We start from the raw sequence: 19,956 nt of genomic DNA, 5'->3' as shown, positions 1-19,956 counted from the left end.
AGGGTTTCCCGAAAAGAACTTCAAAATAAACGCTTGACACACAACGAGGATAGCGTAGAATGCGCGCCTCGGTTGAGATGAAAGCTTCTCAGCCAAACGCTCTTTAACAAATTGAATCAAGCAATTCGTGTGGGTGCTTGTGAGTTTGGACTGATAGTCACATAGATTATCAGCATCACAAGTGACACATGAGTAATCATAGTAGTCATTTGAGATTGCTGAGCCAAGTTTAGGGTTTCTTAAAAACCCAAGCAGTATTGAACTGAAGAGTTTGATCATGGCTCAGATTGAACGCTGGCGGCAGGCCTAACACATGCAAGTCGAGCGGATGACGGGAGCTTGCTCCTGGATTCAGCGGCGGACGGGTGAGTAATGCCTAGGAATCTGCCTGGTAGTGGGGGACAACGTTTCGAAAGGAACGCTAATACCGCATACGTCCTACGGGAGAAAGCAGGGGACCTTCGGGCCTTGCGCTATCAGATGAGCCTAGGTCGGATTAGCTAGTTGGTGAGGTAATGGCTCACCAAGGCGACGATCCGTAACTGGTCTGAGAGGATGATCAGTCACACTGGAACTGAGACACGGTCCAGACTCCTACGGGAGGCAGCAGTGGGGAATATTGGACAATGGGCGAAAGCCTGATCCAGCCATGCCGCGTGTGTGAAGAAGGTCTTCGGATTGTAAAGCACTTTAAGTTGGGAGGAAGGGTTGTAGATTAATACTCTGCAATTTTGACGTTACCGACAGAATAAGCACCGGCTAACTCTGTGCCAGCAGCCGCGGTAATACAGAGGGTGCAAGCGTTAATCGGAATTACTGGGCGTAAAGCGCGCGTAGGTGGTTTGTTAAGTTGGATGTGAAAGCCCCGGGCTCAACCTGGGAACTGCATCCAAAACTGGCAGGCTAGAGTACGGTAGAGGGTGGTGGAATTTCCTGTGTAGCGGTGAAATGCGTAGATATAGGAAGGAACACCAGTGGCGAAGGCGACCACCTGGACTGATACTGACACTGAGGTGCGAAAGCGTGGGGAGCAAACAGGATTAGATACCCTGGTAGTCCACGCCGTAAACGATGTCAACTAGCCGTTGGAATCCTTGAGATTTTAGTGGCGCAGCTAACGCATTAAGTTGACCGCCTGGGGAGTACGGCCGCAAGGTTAAAACTCAAATGAATTGACGGGGGCCCGCACAAGCGGTGGAGCATGTGGTTTAATTCGAAGCAACGCGAAGAACCTTACCAGGCCTTGACATGCAGAGAACTTTCCAGAGATGGATCGGTGCCTTCGGGAACTCTGACACAGGTGCTGCATGGCTGTCGTCAGCTCGTGTCGTGAGATGTTGGGTTAAGTCCCGTAACGAGCGCAACCCTTGTCCTTAGTTACCAGCACGTTATGGTGGGCACTCTAAGGAGACTGCCGGTGACAAACCGGAGGAAGGTGGGGATGACGTCAAGTCATCATGGCCCTTACGGCCTGGGCTACACACGTGCTACAATGGTCGGTACAGAGGGTTGCCAAGCCGCGAGGTGGAGCTAATCTCACAAAACCGATCGTAGTCCGGATCGCAGTCTGCAACTCGACTGCGTGAAGTCGGAATCGCTAGTAATCGCGAATCAGAATGTCGCGGTGAATACGTTCCCGGGCCTTGTACACACCGCCCGTCACACCATGGGAGTGGGTTGCACCAGAAGTAGCTAGTCTAACCTTCGGGAGGACGGTTACCACGGTGTGATTCATGACTGGGGTGAAGTCGTAACAAGGTAGCCGTAGGGGAACCTGCGGCTGGATCACCTCCTTAATCGACGACATCAGCCAGCTGATGAGCTCCCACACGAATTGCTTGATTCTTTGTACGAAGACGATGCTGTAACGCGACCCTGTTATAGGTCTGTAGCTCAGTTGGTTAGAGCGCACCCCTGATAAGGGTGAGGTCGGCAGTTCAAATCTGCCCAGACCTACCATTTCATGGTGCGGCTTGATGCTACGACACACGGGGCCATAGCTCAGCTGGGAGAGCGCCTGCCTTGCACGCAGGAGGTCAGCGGTTCGATCCCGCTTGGCTCCACCACTTCCATCGTCGCCGCTGTTCAGAACTTAGAAATGAACATTTGCAGCCTGAGGCTGTGAAATGTTGATTTCTGACTTTTGTCAGATCGTTCTTTAAAAATTCGGATATGTGATAGAAATAGACTGATGGCCACTTTCACTGGTGGTGATCAGGCTAAGGTAAAATTTGTGAGTTCTGCGCGAGAGCGCAACATGCGAATTTTCGGCGAATGTCGTCTTCACAGTATAACCAGATTGCTTGGGGTTATATGGTCAAGTGAAGAAGCGCATACGGTGGATGCCTTGGCAGTCAGAGGCGATGAAAGACGTGGTAGCCTGCGATAAGCTTTGGGGAGTCGGCAAACAGACTGTGATCCAGAGATCTCTGAATGGGGGAACCCACTCAGCATAAGCTGAGTATCCTGCACTGAATACATAGGTGCATGAGGCGAACCAGGGGAACTGAAACATCTAAGTACCCTGAGGAATAGAAATCAACCGAGATTCCCTTAGTAGTGGCGAGCGAACGGGGACCAGCCCTTAAGTTGGTTGAAGATTAGTGGAACGCTCTGGAAAGTGCGGCCATAGTGGGTGATAGCCCCGTACACGAAAATCTTCTTTCAATGAAATCGAGTAGGACGGAGCACGAGAAACTTTGTCTGAATATGGGGGGACCATCCTCCAAGGCTAAATACTACTGACTGACCGATAGTGAACCAGTACCGTGAGGGAAAGGCGAAAAGAACCCCGGAGAGGGGAGTGAAATAGAACCTGAAACCGTATGCGTACAAGCAGTGGGAGCCTACTTGTTAGGTGACTGCGTACCTTTTGTATAATGGGTCAGCGACTTATATTCAGTGGCGAGCTTAACCGAATAGGGGAGGCGTAGCGAAAGCGAGTCTTAATAGGGCGAACAGTCGCTGGGTATAGACCCGAAACCGGGCGATCTATCCATGGGCAGGTTGAAGGTTAGGTAACACTGACTGGAGGACCGAACCGACTACCGTTGAAAAGTTAGCGGATGACCTGTGGATCGGAGTGAAAGGCTAATCAAGCTCGGAGATAGCTGGTTCTCCTCGAAAGCTATTTAGGTAGCGCCTCATGTATCACTGCTGGGGGTAGAGCACTGTTTCGGCTAGGGGGTCATCCCGACTTACCAAACCGATGCAAACTCCGAATACCAGCAAGTGCCGAGCATGGGAGACACACGGCGGGTGCTAACGTCCGTCGTGAAAAGGGAAACAACCCAGACCGTCAGCTAAGGTCCCAAAGTCATGGTTAAGTGGGAAACGATGTGGGAAGGCTTAGACAGCTAGGAGGTTGGCTTAGAAGCAGCCACCCTTTAAAGAAAGCGTAATAGCTCACTAGTCGAGTCGGCCTGCGCGGAAGATGTAACGGGGCTCAAACCATGCACCGAAGCTACGGGTATCACCACTAGGTGATGCGGTAGAGGAGCGTTCTGTAAGCCTGTGAAGGTCAGTTGAGAAGCTGGCTGGAGGTATCAGAAGTGCGAATGCTGACATGAGTAACGACAATGGGAGTGAAAAACTCCCACGCCGAAAGACCAAGGTTTCCTGCGCAACGTTAATCGACGCAGGGTTAGTCGGTCCCTAAGGCGAGGCTGAAAAGCGTAGTCGATGGAAAACAGGTTAATATTCCTGTACTTCCGGTTATTGCGATGGAGGGACGGAGAAGGCTAGGCCAGCTTGGCGTTGGTTGTCCAAGTTTAAGGTGGTAGGCTGAGATCTTAGGCAAATCCGGGATCTCAAGGCCGAGAGCTGATGACGAGTTGCCTTTAGGCGACGAAGTGGTTGATGCCATGCTTCCAAGAAAAGCTCCTAAGCTTCAGATAATCGGGAACCGTACCCCAAACCGACACAGGTGGTTAGGTAGAGAATACCAAGGCGCTTGAGAGAACTCGGGTGAAGGAACTAGGCAAAATGGCACCGTAACTTCGGGAGAAGGTGCGCCGGCGAGGGTTAAGGACTTGCTCCGTAAGCCCATGCCGGTCGAAGATACCAGGCCGCTGCGACTGTTTATTAAAAACACAGCACTCTGCAAACACGAAAGTGGACGTATAGGGTGTGACGCCTGCCCGGTGCCGGAAGGTTAATTGATGGGGTTAGCGCAAGCGAAGCTCTTGATCGAAGCCCCGGTAAACGGCGGCCGTAACTATAACGGTCCTAAGGTAGCGAAATTCCTTGTCGGGTAAGTTCCGACCTGCACGAATGGCGTAACGATGGCGGCGCTGTCTCCACCCGAGACTCAGTGAAATTGAAATCGCTGTGAAGATGCAGTGTATCCGCGGCTAGACGGAAAGACCCCGTGAACCTTTACTATAGCTTTGCACTGGACTTTGAATTTGCTTGTGTAGGATAGGTGGGAGGCTTTGAAGCGTGGACGCCAGTCTGCGTGGAGCCATCCTTGAAATACCACCCTGGCAACTTTGAGGTTCTAACTCAGGTCCGTTATCCGGATCGAGGACAGTGTATGGTGGGTAGTTTGACTGGGGCGGTCTCCTCCCAAAGAGTAACGGAGGAGTACGAAGGTGCGCTCAGACCGGTCGGAAATCGGTCGTAGAGTATAAAGGCAAAAGCGCGCTTGACTGCGAGACCCACACGTCGAGCAGGTACGAAAGTAGGTCTTAGTGATCCGGTGGTTCTGTATGGAAGGGCCATCGCTCAACGGATAAAAGGTACTCCGGGGATAACAGGCTGATACCGCCCAAGAGTTCATATCGACGGCGGTGTTTGGCACCTCGATGTCGGCTCATCACATCCTGGGGCTGAAGCCGGTCCCAAGGGTATGGCTGTTCGCCATTTAAAGTGGTACGCGAGCTGGGTTTAGAACGTCGTGAGACAGTTCGGTCCCTATCTGCCGTGGACGTTTGAGATTTGAGAGGGGCTGCTCCTAGTACGAGAGGACCGGAGTGGACGAACCTCTGGTGTTCCGGTTGTCACGCCAGTGGCATTGCCGGGTAGCTATGTTCGGAAGAGATAACCGCTGAAAGCATCTAAGCGGGAAACTTGCCTCAAGATGAGATCTCACTGGGATCTTGAATCCCCTAAAGGGCCGTCGAAGACTACGACGTTGATAGGTTGGGTGTGTAAGCGCTGTGAGGCGTTGAGCTAACCAATACTAATTGCCCGTGAGGCTTGACCATATAACACCCAAGCAATCTGCCAAGCGCAGGTTGGGTGTGAAGACACACGAACCGAAAGTTCGCGAACACACAAAGATCACATATCCGAATCTGCTGGCCTGTCGATACGACGGTCCGGCTACCGAATTTCTTGGCGACCATAGAGCATTGGAACCACCTGATCCCTTCCCGAACTCAGTAGTGAAACGATGCATCGCCGATGGTAGTGTGGGGTTTCCCCATGTGAGAGTAGGTCATCGCCAAGATTCATTTCGCAAAACCCCTATCTGCGCATGCAGGTAGGGGTTTTGTCTTTAGGTAGAGAGACCCTAATTTCGCCGAGTGGCCCACTGGCCGTTCAGCACACCGGTTTTCTTGACGACCATAGAGCATTGGAACCACCTGATCCCTTCCCGAACTCAGCAGTGAAACGATGCATCGCCGATGGTAGTGTGGGGTTTCCCCATGTGAGAGTAGGTCATCGTCAAGATTCATTCCGCAAAACCCCTATCTGCGCAGGCAGGTAGGGGTTTTGTCTTTTCAGGCGTCTGCCATCAGAACTGGTAGCTGGCCGTCGCGCTCACGCTGCGCTCTTCGCCCATGTAGCAGTAGTTCAGGCTCGCGCAGGAGGTGATGTAGCTCTCGTTGGTCAGGTTGTTGGCATTCAGGCGCAGGTCCAGACCCTTCACGCCCAGTTTGCCCATGTCGTAGCCGATCGAGGCATCGAAGACGGTGTACGAAGGCACCTTCATGCTGTTCTCGGCATCGACCCAGCTGTAGCCCACATACCGCACGCCACCGCCTAGTCTAAGGCCATCCAGGGGCCCCTGGCGCACGTTGTAGTCGGCCCACAGCGAGGCCATCTGCTTGGGCGCCTGGGTTGGTGAATGACCACGGTTGTCCTGTCCAGGGAGGGCCAGGCTCGGCATGGTCTTGCTGTATTCGATGTCGGTGAAGGTATAGCCCCCGATCAGCTTGAGGTTGTCCGTTACCTGCACATGGGCTTCCAGTTCGAGGCCCTGCGAGCGCACCTGACCCACGGCTCGGTAGAAGTCTTCGTTCGGTTGCTTGGAGGCAAGGTTTTCCTGTTCGATGTGGAAGACCGACGCCGTGAACAGGTTGTCGGTGCCCGGCGGTTGGTATTTGAGGCCGGCTTCCCACTGCGTGCCTTCAGTCGGCGCCAGGGGGCGGCCTTCCTGGTCGGAGACGGTATTGGGGTTGAACGACTCCGAGTAGCTCACATACGGCGCCAGGCCATTCTCGAACACGTACAGCACGCCTGCGCGCCCGCTGAATTTGCTGCGGTCATCGCTGACACGGATGCCGGTATCCCGATTCTCTTCCGATACTTTCACCCAGTCCTGGCGTACGCCCAGCGAAAAACGCCACTGGTCCCACTCCACCAGGTCCTGAAGGTACACGCCGGTCTGCTGCAACCGTCGCAGGTAACGGTTTTCGCCCTGACGCTCCAGGTTGCCATTGCCGTAGACCGGTGCCCCTGCATCCAGCGGATCTACCGAGCCATATCGCCAGTCCACATTGGCCTTGCGCCGCTGGTAGTCCGCACCCAGCAAGACCGTATGCTTGGCCGACCCCGCGAACAGCTCGGCCTGCAGCATGTTGTCGACGATGAAGGAGTGCAGGCGCTCGTCGCCCCCGGTGTAGGCACGGTTCAGCACGTTGCTCTGCGCATCCGCCCAGCCTGCCGAATACACCTGGTCCATCGACACGTCCGAGTCCTGGTAGCGGAAGTTCTGCCGCGCCGTCAGCACGTCGTTGAAACGGTGCTCGAACTGGTAGCTGAACGACTGCTGCGTCCGCTCGTAATGGTCGATGTCCGGCTCACCCTCGAAGAAGTGGTCCGACAGGCGCAGGCCATTGCGCGGATGCAGCATGCCGGCTGCTGGATTGCCGCCATGGTAACCACCGTCCGGATCGTGCTGCAGGTACGCCTGCAACGTCAGGGACGTGTCTTCGCTGAAATCGATGCTGACGGCCGGCGCGATCGCATAGCGCTCTTCTTCGTTATGGTCGAACTGGGTATCGGAATGGTCCGCCAGGCCCGTCAGTCGGTAGGCGATGCGCTTGTCATCGTCCAGGGGGCCACTCAGGTCGAAACCCATGCCACGTTGCCCCTGGGTGCCCACCGTCGCCTGCACCTGGTGGAAAGCCTCGAACAGGGGTTTCTTGGTGGTCAAGGCCACCAGGCCGCCCGGGGAGCTGCGCCCGTACAGCACCGAAGACGGCCCCTTGAGCACGTCGATCCGCTCGAGGAAGTACGGGTCGACCTGCATGGTGCTGTAGGTCCCGTTGTCCCCCATGGACTTCAAGCCATCCAGGTAGATGTTGTCCACCGAGCCATCGTTGAAACCGCGCATGGCCACGTAATCGTAACGGTGGGTCGCACCATACGGGCTGGTCATCACGCCGGGCGTGTAGCGCATGGCCTGGGCCACGGTCTGCGAGCCCTGGTCGTCCAGCTGTTGCCGGGTGACCACGGACACCGACTGTGAGGTCTCCAGCAGCGCCGTGCTGGTCTTGGTCGCGACCTGGCTGTGGGTGGCGTTGTAGCCGTCCATGCTGCCCAGTGCGTTGCCCAGGCTGAAGCTGCGCACGTCAGTGTCCGGCAGGGCCAGTGCAGCCTCCGTGGATTGGGTACGCAGGGCATAGCTACCGCCGCCCTGGGTGACGGCTTCCAGGCCAGTGCCGGCCAGCAGACGGCGCAGCGCCTGATCGACGGCATAATTGCCCTGCAAGCCTGGCGATTGCAGATCATCGACCTGGCGCGGCGTACCGGACAGGGTGATGCCGGCTTGCTGGGCGAATCGATTGAGCACATCGCCCAGGCTACCGGCGGGAATGTCGTAAACGCGGCTGACGGCATAGGCATCGGCTGCCTGGCTCAGCGCGGGCAGGCCACTCAGGCCAAGGGCGGTACCGAACAGGGCCGCGCGCACGGCGCCGCCAAGACGTGAGGCAGGCGCGACCTGTGCGGGCAGAGGGCGTAGGGAAGAAGAAGCGTTGGGCATGGAAAGGTCCGTTGATCCAAGAAAAGAACTGCGCTTCTCAAGGCCGAACGACGCGCGCAAACCCGCCAAAACGGTTCAACCCGCGCGTTCGACACGCACCCACCAGCGTGTGCGACGCTCGAGCCTCACCGGTAGGCTCTGCGGCAGGATGGCCAGCAGCTGGTCGGTGTCCTCAAGACGGTACACCCCCGACAGACGCCAGTCGGCCACTGCCGCGCTGCAGCCCAGGTAGCCGCGTCGGTAGCGACCGACTTCGGCCAGAAAATCCTGCAGACGCATGCCGCGGGTGACGATCAGGCCCTGCGCCCAGGCGTCAGCCTGCAGCGGCAGCGCGCCGAGTCGATGAATCCCTTGCCCATCGAGACGATAGGATTGTCCGGCCTGGGCCATGACCAGCATGCCCGCCGTGTGTACCTCGTGAATCGCCGCCTGACCCTCGAGCACACTGATGGACGTCGCTTGCGCGTGCTGGCGGACCACGAAGCGGCCCTTCAGGCTCTGGACCCACGCCTGCTGTGTCCGTATGTGGACAGGCCGCTGATCCGCGCGCCCAGGGTCACAGCTCAGCATTAACTGACCATGCACCAGCTCGAGCGCACGTTGTTGCGCATCGAAGGCCAGGTTCACTGCGCTGCAGGTATCCAGCTGAAGCACCGAGCCGTCGGGCAGCGTGAACCGGCGGCGCTCGCCAAGCGCGCTGACATAGTCCGAACGCCAGTCGCTCAGCGTATCGAGGTCCCTGCTCAGCCAGCCGGCCGATCCTACCAACGCTACGCCTGCGAGCACCTTCAAGGCCTGACGCCGGTGCAGACGGGCACGGGCAGGCTCGAGGGCGCGCCAGGCTACAGGCGGGCCAGGCAGCGTGCTGAGGTCGAGTTCTTGGCCCAGCCCGGTCACCCGCTGCCAGGCCAGCTCATGACTCGGATGCGCAGCACGCCAGCAGGCGCATTGTTCCAGCAGGGTGCGTGCGTGACCCTGCTCGCGCAGCGTCAGCATCCAGGCGATGGCCTGGCGCACGACGGCCGGCGGGAGTGCAGAGTCATCCATCGGCAGGGGGCGCCTGCTCGTAGCGCAGTACGTAGCAGTGATAGAGCGCGTCGGCGACATGGCGCTCGACCGAGCGCAGGGAAATGCCCAGGCGGGCCGCCGCGTCCTTTTGGCTCAGCCCCTCGCACTGCACCAGCACGAACGCCTGGCGGACCTTGGGCTTGAGTCCATCGAGCAGACGATCAATGCGCTCGAGCAGTTCCAGTACCACCTCGCGCGTTTCCGCATCAGGCGCCTGGGCCTCGGGCAGCTGTGCCAGGGCCTCCAGATAGGCACGCCGCAGTTCTTCACGTCGCCAGTGGTCGATCACCAGGCCGCGTGCGACCGTACGCAGGAAGGCGCGCGGCGTGGACAGCTGGGGGGTTTCCCGGCGTTGCAGAAGGCGTACGAAGGTATCGTGGGCCAGGTCGGCCGCATCGGCCGCGTTGTTCAGGTGGCTGCGCAACCAGCCGCGAAGCCAACCATGGTGTTCGCTGTACAACTGGTGCACGAAATCTGAGGAAGGCATGGAGGGCGTCGGCTACGCAATGAATGATAATTAGTCTCATTGTTCGCGTGCCTGAGGCAATTTGCAACTACTGCGGGAGCAAGCGCCAGGGGTAGACCCCCTGGCGCCCTCGAACGGTTAACTCAGCAACTGGCGCACCGTGCCCATCGCCTCATCGGCGAAGCCCTGCAGGAAGGCCTGGAAAGCGGGCAATGCCGCCTCGCCCCCTTCCCAGGGTTCGGCCTGGATGGTCCAGGTCGCCCGGCTACGACCCTCGCCGAGCGGTTCCACCTGCATGGCCGCCCAGAGGTTGCCGATGTTCAGGCTGGTGTAGATCAGGCTCCAGGTCATGAACATCGCTGAATCATCGCGGCTGTTCAGCTGCTCGATCACCACGTTGCCATCCTTGAACAGTTTCTTGCGCACCGAGCGTACGCCGCTGCCGGTCATCTCGATGTGCGCGAGCGCCGGGATGAACACCGCAAAGCCTGCGAAGTTGCCGACCATGGCCCAGACGCTGGCGGCAGGTGCCGCGATCTCGACGCTGGAGATGACCTCGCAGCCTTGCGGGTGGGCGATCAGGGTATCGGGTGTGAGTGTGTGCATGGGTAAAGCTCCTGTAGGGGTGAGGTCAGATGAAACCGATGTCGTTCAGGTACTGGCAGCCGCGTTGCAGCAGCGCCGGCGTCTTGGCCGGGTAGCGCGTGCCCATGCGCTGCACCCCGATCCGTGCGTTGTGGTGTTCGATCGACGAGATGTCGCCGATGTCTTCGCCGAAGCCGTCCAGGTAGAACCCCAGCACGTCGAACAGCGCATTGTCGCGATCGACCCGGTGCAGTTGCCGCTGCCATTCCTCTGTGCTGACCAGGTCGAAGGCATGCCCATGGGCGCGAAAGCTCGCCAGGTAGTCCTCCCAGCGCAGCGGTTCAGGGTTGTGCAGGTTGAACACGCAGGCCTCGGGGTGATGCCGGCTGGCGTGGAAGGCGACGAAGCGGGCGAGGAAATCCACCGGCATCAGGTCGAAATCGATCTGCAGGCGTGGCACCTGGCCCAGCTGCAGCGACCCCTTGAGCATCAGCATCAAGCGATTGCGCTCCGGCTGGCTGACGCCCGAGCGGCTGTCGAAGGTGATGTTGCCTGGCCGGAACAGGTTGACCCGGACCCCTTGGGCGCGTGCCCGGGCGAGGATCCGCTCGCCGACCCATTTGCTCAGGTTGTAGCCATTGCGCAGGTAGACCGGCGGCGTCGCTGCCGCTTCCTGCTCGAGCACCCGCCCGTGCTCGTCCACCGCACTGCAGGCGGACAGGGTCGAGACGAAGTTGAAGACCTTCTTGCGCGCGCCTTCGCACAGGCGCAGGCACTCGAACAGCGGCTCGACGTTGTCCGGGGCCAAGGCGGGGTAGTCCAGCACGTGGTTGACCTGGGCCGCGTTGTGCACCAGAGCGCCGAAGTGTTCGTCCAGGTAGCGATGATCGGCTTCGCTCAGCCCCAGACGCGGTCGGCGCAGGTCTGCCTCGAACACCCGCACACGCGTCATGTCCAGGGTCAGGCGATTGTCCGCCAGCGCCTGGGCGAACCGTGCCTGCGCGCTGCGGCCTTCACCGCGGCGCACCAGGCAGGCCACTTCCGTGCTGCTCCAGTCCAGCAGCGCCTCGACCAGGTGAACCCCCAGGAAGCTGTTGGCGCCGGTGACGATCACCCGGTGCACATCGCCCAGGCGCTCCAAGGGTTGCACCTGAAAATCGAACGGTCGCTGGGCATCACGTTCGAGACGCTCGGCCAGGCCCTGGATGGCGTCACCGGTTCCATCGAGCAGGGCGCCCAGTCGCCGCACGGTCGGCTGCTCGATGAACTGGTTGATCGCCACGCCCTGGCCGAACCGCTCCCGCACGGCCAGCAGCAGGCGCGACAGCAGAATCGAGTGGCCACCCTTCTCGAAAAAGCTGTCGTCGATGGACAGGTCGGCCTCGGGTTGTTCGAGCAGCTCGCTCCACAGCGCGAGCAAGCGCTGTTCGGTCGGTGTCTGCGGTGCCAGGCGGGGTCGTGCGGCGGCAGGCGCGGGCTGACTGCGCAGCAGCGCCTGACGGTCGACCTTGCCATTGGCCGTGCCGGGCAGGCTCTCCAGCTCACGGTAGAACGTCGGCACCATGTAGTCCGGCAGGTGCTGGCGGGCGTGATCACGTACCCTGGCGTCGGCCTGCCCATCGCGCGGCTGGGCGACGAACGCCAGGATCCGCTGCTGCGCGTCGATCACCACCGCGACTTGGCCATAGGCCTGGCTGCGACGCAGGCAGTGCTCGATCTCCTCGGGCTCGACCCGAAAGCCGCGAATCTTCACCTGATTGTCGCGCCGTCCGCACAGTACGATGCCGTCGGCCGTCCACCGGGCGATGTCACCCGTGCGATAGACGCGCACGGTATCGCCCCCCGGTAGCGGCAGGTGCCTGAAGCGCTCGGCGGTCAGGGCAGGGTTGTTGACGTAGCCCAGTCCGACACCTGCACCGGCGATGTACAGCTCGCCAGGCACCTGGTCGCCCACCGGTCGCAGGGCCTCGTCGAGGATCAGCACCTGCGTGTTGGCGATCGGCCGACCCACGTTGCGGTTGTCGTCCTCGGCCGCGAATACCCGTGTGGTGGCCAGCACCGTGGTTTCGGTCGGCCCGTAGATGTTGTGCAGCCGGCATTGGGGCGCCAGGCGGGCGATGGCCTGGGGTTCGCAGACGTCTCCGCCTGTCACCAGGTGCTGCAGGCCCAGAGGCGGTTCGCTGGGCAGCAGGCTCAGCAGCGCTGGCGGCAGGAAGGCGTGGGTGACCGACTCGTGGCGGATCAGCGCACTCAAGGCATGGGGATCCTGACGCTGCGGCTCGCTGGGTATGACCAGCTCGGCACCGACAGCGAGTGCCGGCAGGCTGTCCAGCAGCGAGGCATCGAACCCGATGGTGGAAAACTGCAACGCCCGGCTGTGCGCGTTGAGCGCCACGTGATCGATGTACCAGGCGATGAAGTGCGCCAGGTTGCGACGACTGAGCAGCACGCCCTTGGGCTGGCCCGTGGTGCCCGAGGTATAGATCGCCACACACGGGCGATCGGGCGCCAGCGACACCGAGGTACTGGGCGCCGGTCGTGCCGTATTGGGGAGTAACGGCACGTCGCGCACATCCAGCGATACGATGTCCGCGTGGGCCTGCTCGTCGTGCAGCACCACGCAGGCGCCTGCATCGCGCAGGATGTGCTCGCGGCGTGCCAGGGGCGTGGCCGGATCGATCGGCAGATAAAGGGCGCCGCTGCGCAGGACGGCGATCAGGCTGGCGTACAGCGCAGGCGATTTGCGCAGGCATACCCCGACCACAGGTACCCGCTCACCGTCCGCCGGTAGATGCTGCGCCAGGGCCTGGGCCAAGGTATTCGTCAGCGCATGCAACTGGCTGTAGCTCCAGCGCTGACCGTCCAGGCTGAGCGCTGTGCGGTCGGCAAAGGTGAGCAGGCCTGGGTGCAGCGCCGAGAGCAGGTCGTGCGAAGCCGCCTCCTGCCAGCCTGCGTGCGAGGTCTCGTTGAAGGCATGGACAAAGGCCAGCTGCTCGAGCCAATCGAGTGTCCTCGACTGTCCTGAACGCGGTGTGGCGAGAGAGGGCGCTTCGTACAGGGCCTGTGGATCACGGGCATACCGGGCGACCTGCAGCGTCAGCTGCTCTTCCACGACCTGCAGCGTTTCAAGACGCCATTGCTGACCGTTGCCCGTGGGCGAATCGGGCTGAACGCGCCGCTGCTCGATGAGATGAGGTGCCTCGATTACACCACCCCTGAAGGAGATATCCACAGCGATCTCCAGAGGTGTGTCGCTGACCGTCAGGCGCACGCCCAACACCGGAAGGTGCGGCAAGGCCGATGGGTCATCACCTGGGATGGACGCGCTGCCATCCTCGATGATCAGGTCGCTCGCCGCCGACAGGTGGGCGTAGTGCGCATGCACAATGGCAGCATGGCCTTGTTCTTCCAGCAGCCCGACGAGGCGTTCCAGGGCGTGGCCTTGGCCAACCAAGGCAATGTTCAGACGTTTCATGGCAGCCTCCTAAGGCAGGTAGTCGTGCAACGCCTGCTGGACGCAAGCGCTGTCGAGCATCGAACTGGTGCGGAAAAAGCGCAGGATGTTGCCGAGCAAGGGGTGCTGTCGGTGGATCGGGTAGGCCAGGCCGCGGACTTCCTCGCGCAGTGCATCGCGGGTGGCCTCCGTGACGGGCAGCGCCTCGATCAAGGCGGAGTCGAAACGTTGCTGAATGTCACTGGTCAGGTACTGCGCCAGAAAGACCGGCAGTACCTGGGCAATGGCTTCACGGTCGGCCTCGGGCGCGGACTGCCAATAGATCCGCGTCAGTCGTGCCCAGAAGCTGGAGTGTCGCCCCTCGTCCAGCAGGTGGTCGGCCATCAGCCCCTTCACCGAAGGCTTGACCGTGTCGTCGCGGGCAAATGCCGCCACGTCGTCGGTGAGGGTGTTCTCGGCGATGCCCACACAGATCAGCTCGACGGCATCGCGCAGCCTCGCAGGTACGTGCTGCAACGCTGCCGGAATCGCCCGACTCAACTCGATCTCCGCTGGCAGGTCGATCGGCTCGACCTGGGTCAGGGCAATGGTCTGCTGAAGGAAGTCCAGCGCCACCAGCGCGTGATAGTCCTCATCCACCACCACGGTCATGGCGTCATAGCGGCATGCGAAGGGAAAGCGCACGGCGAAGGTGTCCTTGGCGATGCGGCGCGCCGTTCGGTCGACGATTTCGGTCTCGAAGATCACCACGTCGTTGATGAACTTGTACAGGCTCTGCACCAGCACGAAGTCGCGCAGGTGGGGACAGTCGCGCTGCAAGGTCGCGCTCAGGGCCAGCGGCTGTCGGCTGAGGGGGTAGATCAGCCGGTGGTCGTCTTCGACCATGCGCCGTGGGCGTGTGCGAATGGTGGCGCGTGCTTCCCAGGTGTCGGCGAAGGAGCGGTAGTCCTGAGCGTTCATGGGGCCACCTCGACGGCCACGACCTGCAAGTCGGCATGGACGCGATTCCACAACCGTTCGCGACTGGCGATAGCGGCCAGGGCGGCCTGCAACACCTGCCGCTGCTTGTGGGTGTCGTCGCCCACCAGGCGTGCGAGCAGACGCTCGGCCGCCGGACCATGATCTTCGGAATCGACATCGATGTGGCGTTGCAGGTAATAGCGGAAGGTCGGTGCCTGCTCCATGCCGATGCCCCACTCGTCGAGGATCTGCTGGAACATCATCGGGATGACACTCTCGCGCCCATGCAGGAACGCCGCTGCCACGCAGTGCGCCGGTGCCGTGAGGGCCACTTCCAGCGTGTCGACGACGAACGCCTGGGCCGCTTCGCTAGCGCCGCATGCCTGCAAGGCGTCGAGTGGGGCGATGCCTTCGCGCTGCAGGGCGATGAAGCGTTCGATGGCCTGGGTGTCGGCGCCGACTTCACGCATGGCGTCCAGGTATAGTTCGAAGTGGCTGTAGTGCCCGTGATCGAGTCGATCATCGGACTCTTCGCCCAACACGATCTCGTTGATCAGGCGGGCCGCGGCGGGATCCTGCGGCGGCAGCCAAGGCAAGTGGATACAGGTCAACTCCTGCTGCAGACGCTTGGTCAGCGACATGAAGTCCCATACGGCAAAGACATGGGTTTCCATGAAACGGCACAATAACGTCGGCGTCGTGATGGATGAAAAGAGCGGGTGGCGCGACAGCGCCAACTTGCACATGTGCAGTTCGGTATTCAAAGCGTTCATCGTGCGTTCCTATCAGGGTCATGAAAGACGGTCGACCCGCCAGACACAGGGGCGCACAGCGTCGCCGGCCTGAGTAAGGCGAACTATCGTCACAAGTTTAAGTTGCCGAGTGCGCAGTCGAGACCCTACTGCCAGAGAGGCTGTGGGGTTGTTTCGATGCCGGCCTAATTAACTTAGATCAGTCCGATCGGAAGTCGCAATGTATTTTTAATCTTTTTAACACTGCAACTTTATTGGGGGCGAGTTGGAATGTCATTGCAAGTAAGCGAGCAATGTTATTTATGAGTCAGTGCCTTTCGATTAGAACTAATCAAAATAAGACAGTGAGTGAATGCTTCACCCGAGCACTGAGAAAGGGAGAGGGCGATGAGTTGAAGTCGAAGGGGCGGCTGATCGTTAATCGGTCCTGTGCCCGGTAGCAGACTCCTTCTGCAAGTGATGGTCAGCGGCCGACCAGGGCTGCCCGTAGGCGATCAGCAGTCGTGCCGCGCCATAGAGTGTGCCCGGATTCATGGCTGCTGCCATGGTGCCATCACAAAAAGTAAGGGTTTGCTCCAAGCGCCGATCGTTGGCGCGTCCAAATACGTGCCTCACCGCAATGGCCATACACCCAGCCATGCAGCCGGTCAGAAGCCGCAAAAGCGCTGGGTTTTCGACGCATGCTCGCGTGAGGGGCCTCGCCTGGATGCGAAGGCGAGCGGTTCAGAAGGGGGGTTCAGAAGGGATGCTGCGCGTCTTGTAGCAACAGCTTGAAACACAAGGTCGACCCCTGGGCGGTGATCGCGGACCGCCCAGCAGGGGTTCGAGGTGCAGGATTCAAGGCTTCACTTGGCGGTTCAGATAGGCGCGGATGGTTCGTGAGGCATTGCTCAAATGGCGCTCCAGCACCAACAAGGCTTCATCGATGAGCTTGTCGCTGGCGGCGTCGGCCAGCGCAGTGTGATCGTCTTGCGTCAGCTGGCCCAGTCCCATGGACGACAGGTGGAAGCGCAAGAAGCGTTCTTCTTCGCTCAATTCATTGTCGATCAGACGCAACAGCTTCTGATTCGTCGCCTTGCCGTACAGCGTCATGTGGAACAGGCGATTCAATCGACCGATCTCGGCATGACGCGTTTCGGTTTCCAACTGACGGATGTAATCGCGCGCAAGGGCGATGTCGGTCGCGTCGAGCAAGGGAATGGACTGACGCAGTGCCTCACTTTCCAGAATCAGCCGCAGGTCGTAGGTATCGACCGCATCCTCGCCAATCAACGGCGCCACGACGGCGCCCTTGTGCATCACGACCTTGAGCAGCGACTGTGCTTCGAGTTGTCGGATGGCTTCACGAACGGGCATGCGGCTGACGCCGAACAAGGTGGCCAGTTCTTGTTGACGAATAGCCGTTCCAGGCGGCAGGCGACCATCGAGAATGGCACTTCGCAGCCGCTCTTCGATGACACTGCGCGCCAGATGGGGCGACAGCTGTTCACCACCCAATACAGTACTGAGCAGTTTGGTTTTAGTGGCCACGGGGTCTACGCCTGATGCCTGAATGCATTGGATTCAATAACCTTAAATGGGAAGCAGTCCTTGTCAAACCTGGTTACAAGCCAATCGTACCATTGGACGGCATGATAAAGGCTATGGCGCAAGAAGTCGCACCCCTCCACGGCAAAGGGTACAACCCGTCCGTCTGGCACAAGGGTTAGAGGCATCAATGATCGCAAGGTGCCATTGTCTTTTACGAGGCCAAGCCGCACCATCGGCCCTTCCGATCGATCTGCTCGAGCGCTCGCCGTGGCGATACCTTGGATCTTCCACCTGACCCTGAAACGTCTGGGTCAGGCCGTGTTGTTGGGTTGCCTGCTGCTAGGCGGCCTGCACGCGGATTGGGATTTCTCCCAGATCAGCCGGCGTGCGCAAGCCTTGTATGGCCCCCTGGGGGCTGGTCAGGCACGGATCGACGCCTGGCAGAACCTGCTGGCCACCCAAGCACAAGGGAGCGAGCTGGAGCGTCTGCAAGTGGTCAACCGCTTCTTCAACCAGCAGCTGCGCTATGTCGAGGATATCGACCTGTGGCACGAGGCCGACTACTGGGCCACGCCGGTCCAGGCGCTGATCAAGGGCGCCGGCGATTGCGAGGACTACGCCATCGCCAAGTATTTCAGCCTTCGTCGCATGGGCATCCCCAGCGAGAAACTGCGCATCACCTACGTCAAGGCCTTGCGCCAGAACCGTGCGCACATGGTCCTGACGTACTATGCCAGCCCAGAGGCGATGCCCTTGGTGCTCGACAGCCTGATCGATCCGATCAAGCCCGCCAACCAACGACCCGACCTGCTGCCGGTCTATGCCTTCAACGGCGAAGGGTTGTGGCTGACGGGCGCGGCGGGCAACAAGAAAGTCGGCGATACCAAGCGTCTGTCGCGCTGGCAGGATGTACTCAAGAAAATGCAGGCCGAAGGGTTCCCGGCCGAACCGGTCTACTGAGGATCACCGATGTCACTGTTCAAACAATTGCTGTTGGCCATCTGCCTGTTCCTGGTCGTCGCCTTCAGCGGCAGCTTCATGGTCAGCCTGGAAAGCTCGCGCAGTCAGTACGTCAACCAGTTGCGCTCCCATGCGCAGGATGCGGCCACCGCCCTGGCACTGTCGCTGACGCCGAACATCGATGATCCGGCAATGGTCGAGTTGATGGTCAGCTCGATCTTCGACAGTGGCTACTACGCCAGCATCAAGGTCGTGGACCTGAGTTCCAATGCGGTGCTGGTCGAACGGCATGCCGAGCCCGATACCAATGGCGTGCCGCGCTGGTTCATACGCCTGATCGGCCTGGAAGCGGCCGGCGGCGATGCCATCGTCAGCCGCGGCTGGCAACAGGCCGCACGGGTGGAAGTGATCAGCCACCCGATGTTCGCCTTGTCCAAGCTCTGGCAAAGCGCCCTGGGCAGCCTGAGCTGGCTGCTGCTGTGCGGTGCCGTCAGTGCGGTGCTCGGTGCATTGCTGCTGCGTCGACAACTGCGCCCGCTGGACTACATGGTGGCGCAGTCCCACGCCATCGCCCGACGCGAATTTCTCAGCCTGCCCGATTTGCCCAGTACGCCGGAACTGCGCCGGGTGGTGCAGGCGATGAACCAGATGGTCGAAAAGCTCAAGGCGCTGTTCCAGGAGCAGGCCGAACGCAGCGAGCGGCTCCGGGTCGAGTCCTACCAGGACAGCCTCACGGGGCTGGCCAACCGGCGGTACTTCGAAATGCAACTGGCTGCACGCGTCAGCAACCTCGAGGATGCGCGACAAGGCTATCTGCTGCTGCTGAGAGTGCAGGACCTGACCGGCCTCAATGCACGTCTGGGCGGGCAGCGTACCGACCAGTTGCTCCAGGCCATCGGGCAGCAGCTGCAACGCACCTGCGCGCGCTTCCCTGAAACCAACAACCTGATCACCCGCAGCCGCGGCGGCGAGTTCGCGGTACTGGCGCCCGGCATGGTGCATGAGGAAGCCATTCAGCTGGCCCAGGCGCTCGAAGTCACGCTTCAGAGCCTGCACGAAACCGGTGCCAGCGATGTGTCGCCGGTGGCCTGCATCGGCATGGCGCCCTACACCCCGGGTGACGCGCCGCCTGCCTTGCTCAAGCTGGCCGACGAAGCCCTGGCCATGGCCGAGAGCAAGGCCGATCCGGGTTGGGTGTGTCTGGAGCAAGGCGTCGCGGCCCAGGCCGCCGACAGTCACCACGACTGGCACACACGGCTGGACCGCGCGCTGTCCAACGGGCAGTTCGAGCTGTTCTTCCAGCCGGTGGTCGACAGCCACGACCTGGCACGCGTCCTTCACTACAAGGTGATCTCACGTTTGCAGGACGAACAGGGCCAGACCGTTGCGGCCGGACGGTTCCTGCCGTGGCTCGAGCGCTTCGGCTGGTCGGCGCGACTCGACCTGCTGATGCTGGACAAGGTGCTCAAGCACCTGCAGACACACGAGCAGTCGCTGGCGCTGAACCTGTCGGCCGCCACGCTGAACGATGCCAAGGCGCTGCAACAGGTGTATGACTTGCTCGGCCAGCACCGCGCCCTGGGCCCGCGCCTGACATTCGAGATCGGTGAAGAGCAACTGCCGGACCACGCCAGCCTGGCACAGCTGACGCGTCGCCTGCGCGACCTGGGCTTCAGCCTGGCCTTGCAGCGCTTCGGCGGTCGTTTCAGCATGATCGGCAACCTGGCCCATCTGGGCCTGGCCTACCTGAAGATCGACGGCGGCTACATCCGCAACATCGATCAGGAGCAGCACAAGCGGCTGTTCATCGAGGCCATCCAGCGCGCTGCGCACAGCATCGACCTGCCGCTCATCGCCGAGCGTGTGGAAACCGAAGGCGAATTGAAGGTGTTGCAGGAAATGGGCGTGCAGGGTGTCCAGGGGCAGCGGGTTGCCGTGCCGGCCCCTTGGTCATGAGACGCAGGGG

Annotated in this window: 11 protein-coding genes, 2 tRNA genes and 4 rRNA genes; 8 read left to right on the top strand and 9 right to left on the bottom strand. The window is 60.5% G+C overall.

The annotated features are described in order from the left end of the window. The first annotated feature begins 259 nt into the window (after positions 1–259). From APT63_19510 to rrf (APT63_19485), 6 genes are all read left to right on the top strand, one after another. Positions 260–1,806 (top strand): 16S ribosomal RNA (locus tag APT63_19510). Positions 1,807–1,882: 76 nt separating this feature from the next. Then, positions 1,883–1,959 (top strand) — tRNA-Ile (locus APT63_19505). A 31-nt stretch (positions 1,960–1,990) separates the two neighbouring features. Beyond that, positions 1,991–2,066 (top strand) — tRNA-Ala (locus tag APT63_19500). Between the two features lie 242 nt (positions 2,067–2,308). Next, positions 2,309–5,221, top strand: a 23S ribosomal RNA gene (locus tag APT63_19495). A 115-nt stretch (positions 5,222–5,336) separates the two neighbouring features. After that, positions 5,337–5,452 (top strand): 5S ribosomal RNA (gene rrf / locus APT63_19490). Between the two features lie 108 nt (positions 5,453–5,560). After that, positions 5,561–5,676, top strand: a 5S ribosomal RNA gene (rrf, locus tag APT63_19485). The 16S, 23S and 5S rRNA genes sit together here with 2 tRNA genes alongside, the layout of an rRNA operon. A gap of 64 nt (positions 5,677–5,740) precedes the next feature. Here the strand turns inward: rrf (APT63_19485) and APT63_19480 are convergent. The 9 genes from APT63_19480 to APT63_19440 all read right to left on the bottom strand — a co-directional run bounded on the left by APT63_19480 (position 5,741) and on the right by APT63_19440 (position 17,030). Further along, on the bottom strand, positions 5,741–8,110 hold the full coding sequence (locus APT63_19480) for a ferrioxamine B receptor (protein ID AMA47947.1): 2,370 nt from the start codon (positions 8,108–8,110) through the stop codon (positions 5,741–5,743). Positions 8,111–8,290: 180 nt separating this feature from the next. Then, positions 8,291–9,262 carry a peptide ABC transporter substrate-binding protein gene (locus APT63_19475; GenBank protein ID AMA47644.1) on the bottom strand — a complete coding sequence of 324 codons (972 nt, stop codon included), beginning with the start codon at positions 9,260–9,262 and terminating at the stop codon, positions 8,291–8,293. Next, positions 9,255–9,770, bottom strand: a complete 516-nt coding sequence (locus APT63_19470) for an RNA polymerase subunit sigma (GenBank protein ID AMA47643.1) — start codon at positions 9,768–9,770, stop codon at positions 9,255–9,257. The genes APT63_19475 and APT63_19470 overlap by 8 nt, the downstream gene beginning before the upstream one ends. 117 nt (positions 9,771–9,887) lie before the next feature. Further along, the gene (locus tag APT63_19465) at positions 9,888–10,355 is read right to left on the bottom strand and encodes a polyketide cyclase (protein AMA47642.1); all 468 of its coding nucleotides are present in this window, start codon (positions 10,353–10,355) and stop codon (positions 9,888–9,890) included. A gap of 25 nt (positions 10,356–10,380) precedes the next feature. Then, positions 10,381–13,809 (bottom strand): peptide transporter, encoded by a 3,429-nt coding sequence (locus tag APT63_19460; protein ID AMA47641.1) that lies wholly within the window; start codon positions 13,807–13,809, stop codon positions 10,381–10,383. 9 nt (positions 13,810–13,818) lie between these two features. Further along, positions 13,819–14,748 carry an aminobenzoate oxygenase gene (locus APT63_19455; protein ID AMA47640.1) on the bottom strand — a complete coding sequence of 310 codons (930 nt, stop codon included), beginning with the start codon at positions 14,746–14,748 and terminating at the stop codon, positions 13,819–13,821. After that, positions 14,745–15,521, bottom strand: a complete 777-nt coding sequence (locus tag APT63_19450) for a mangotoxin biosynthesis-involved protein MgoB (GenBank protein ID AMA47639.1) — start codon at positions 15,519–15,521, stop codon at positions 14,745–14,747. Before APT63_19450 ends, APT63_19455 begins: the two co-directional genes overlap by 4 nt. A gap of 396 nt (positions 15,522–15,917) precedes the next feature. Beyond that, positions 15,918–16,127 carry a hypothetical protein gene (locus APT63_19445; GenBank protein AMA47638.1) on the bottom strand — a complete coding sequence of 70 codons (210 nt, stop codon included), beginning with the start codon at positions 16,125–16,127 and terminating at the stop codon, positions 15,918–15,920. A gap of 210 nt (positions 16,128–16,337) precedes the next feature. Then, positions 16,338–17,030, bottom strand: a complete 693-nt coding sequence (locus tag APT63_19440; GenBank protein ID AMA47637.1) for a GntR family transcriptional regulator — start codon at positions 17,028–17,030, stop codon at positions 16,338–16,340. A gap of 267 nt (positions 17,031–17,297) precedes the next feature. Here APT63_19440 and APT63_19435 point away from each other — a divergent pair, with 267 nt between their 5' ends. Further along, a complete protein-coding gene (locus tag APT63_19435) occupies positions 17,298–17,990 on the top strand; it encodes a hypothetical protein (protein ID AMA47636.1) in 693 nt (230 codons plus the stop codon). Between the two features lie 9 nt (positions 17,991–17,999). Next, the gene (locus APT63_19430; protein AMA47635.1) at positions 18,000–19,946 is read left to right on the top strand and encodes a hypothetical protein; all 1,947 of its coding nucleotides are present in this window, start codon (positions 18,000–18,002) and stop codon (positions 19,944–19,946) included. Positions 19,947–19,956 lie beyond the last annotated feature (10 nt).

Origin of the sequence: Pseudomonas monteilii (assembly GCA_001534745.1) — a bacterium.
In the GTDB taxonomy this organism is placed as follows: domain Bacteria; phylum Pseudomonadota; class Gammaproteobacteria; order Pseudomonadales; family Pseudomonadaceae; genus Aquipseudomonas; species Aquipseudomonas alabamensis.
Note: the sequence above shows the minus strand (reverse complement) of the source record. Positions and strands in the feature narration are given on the sequence as shown.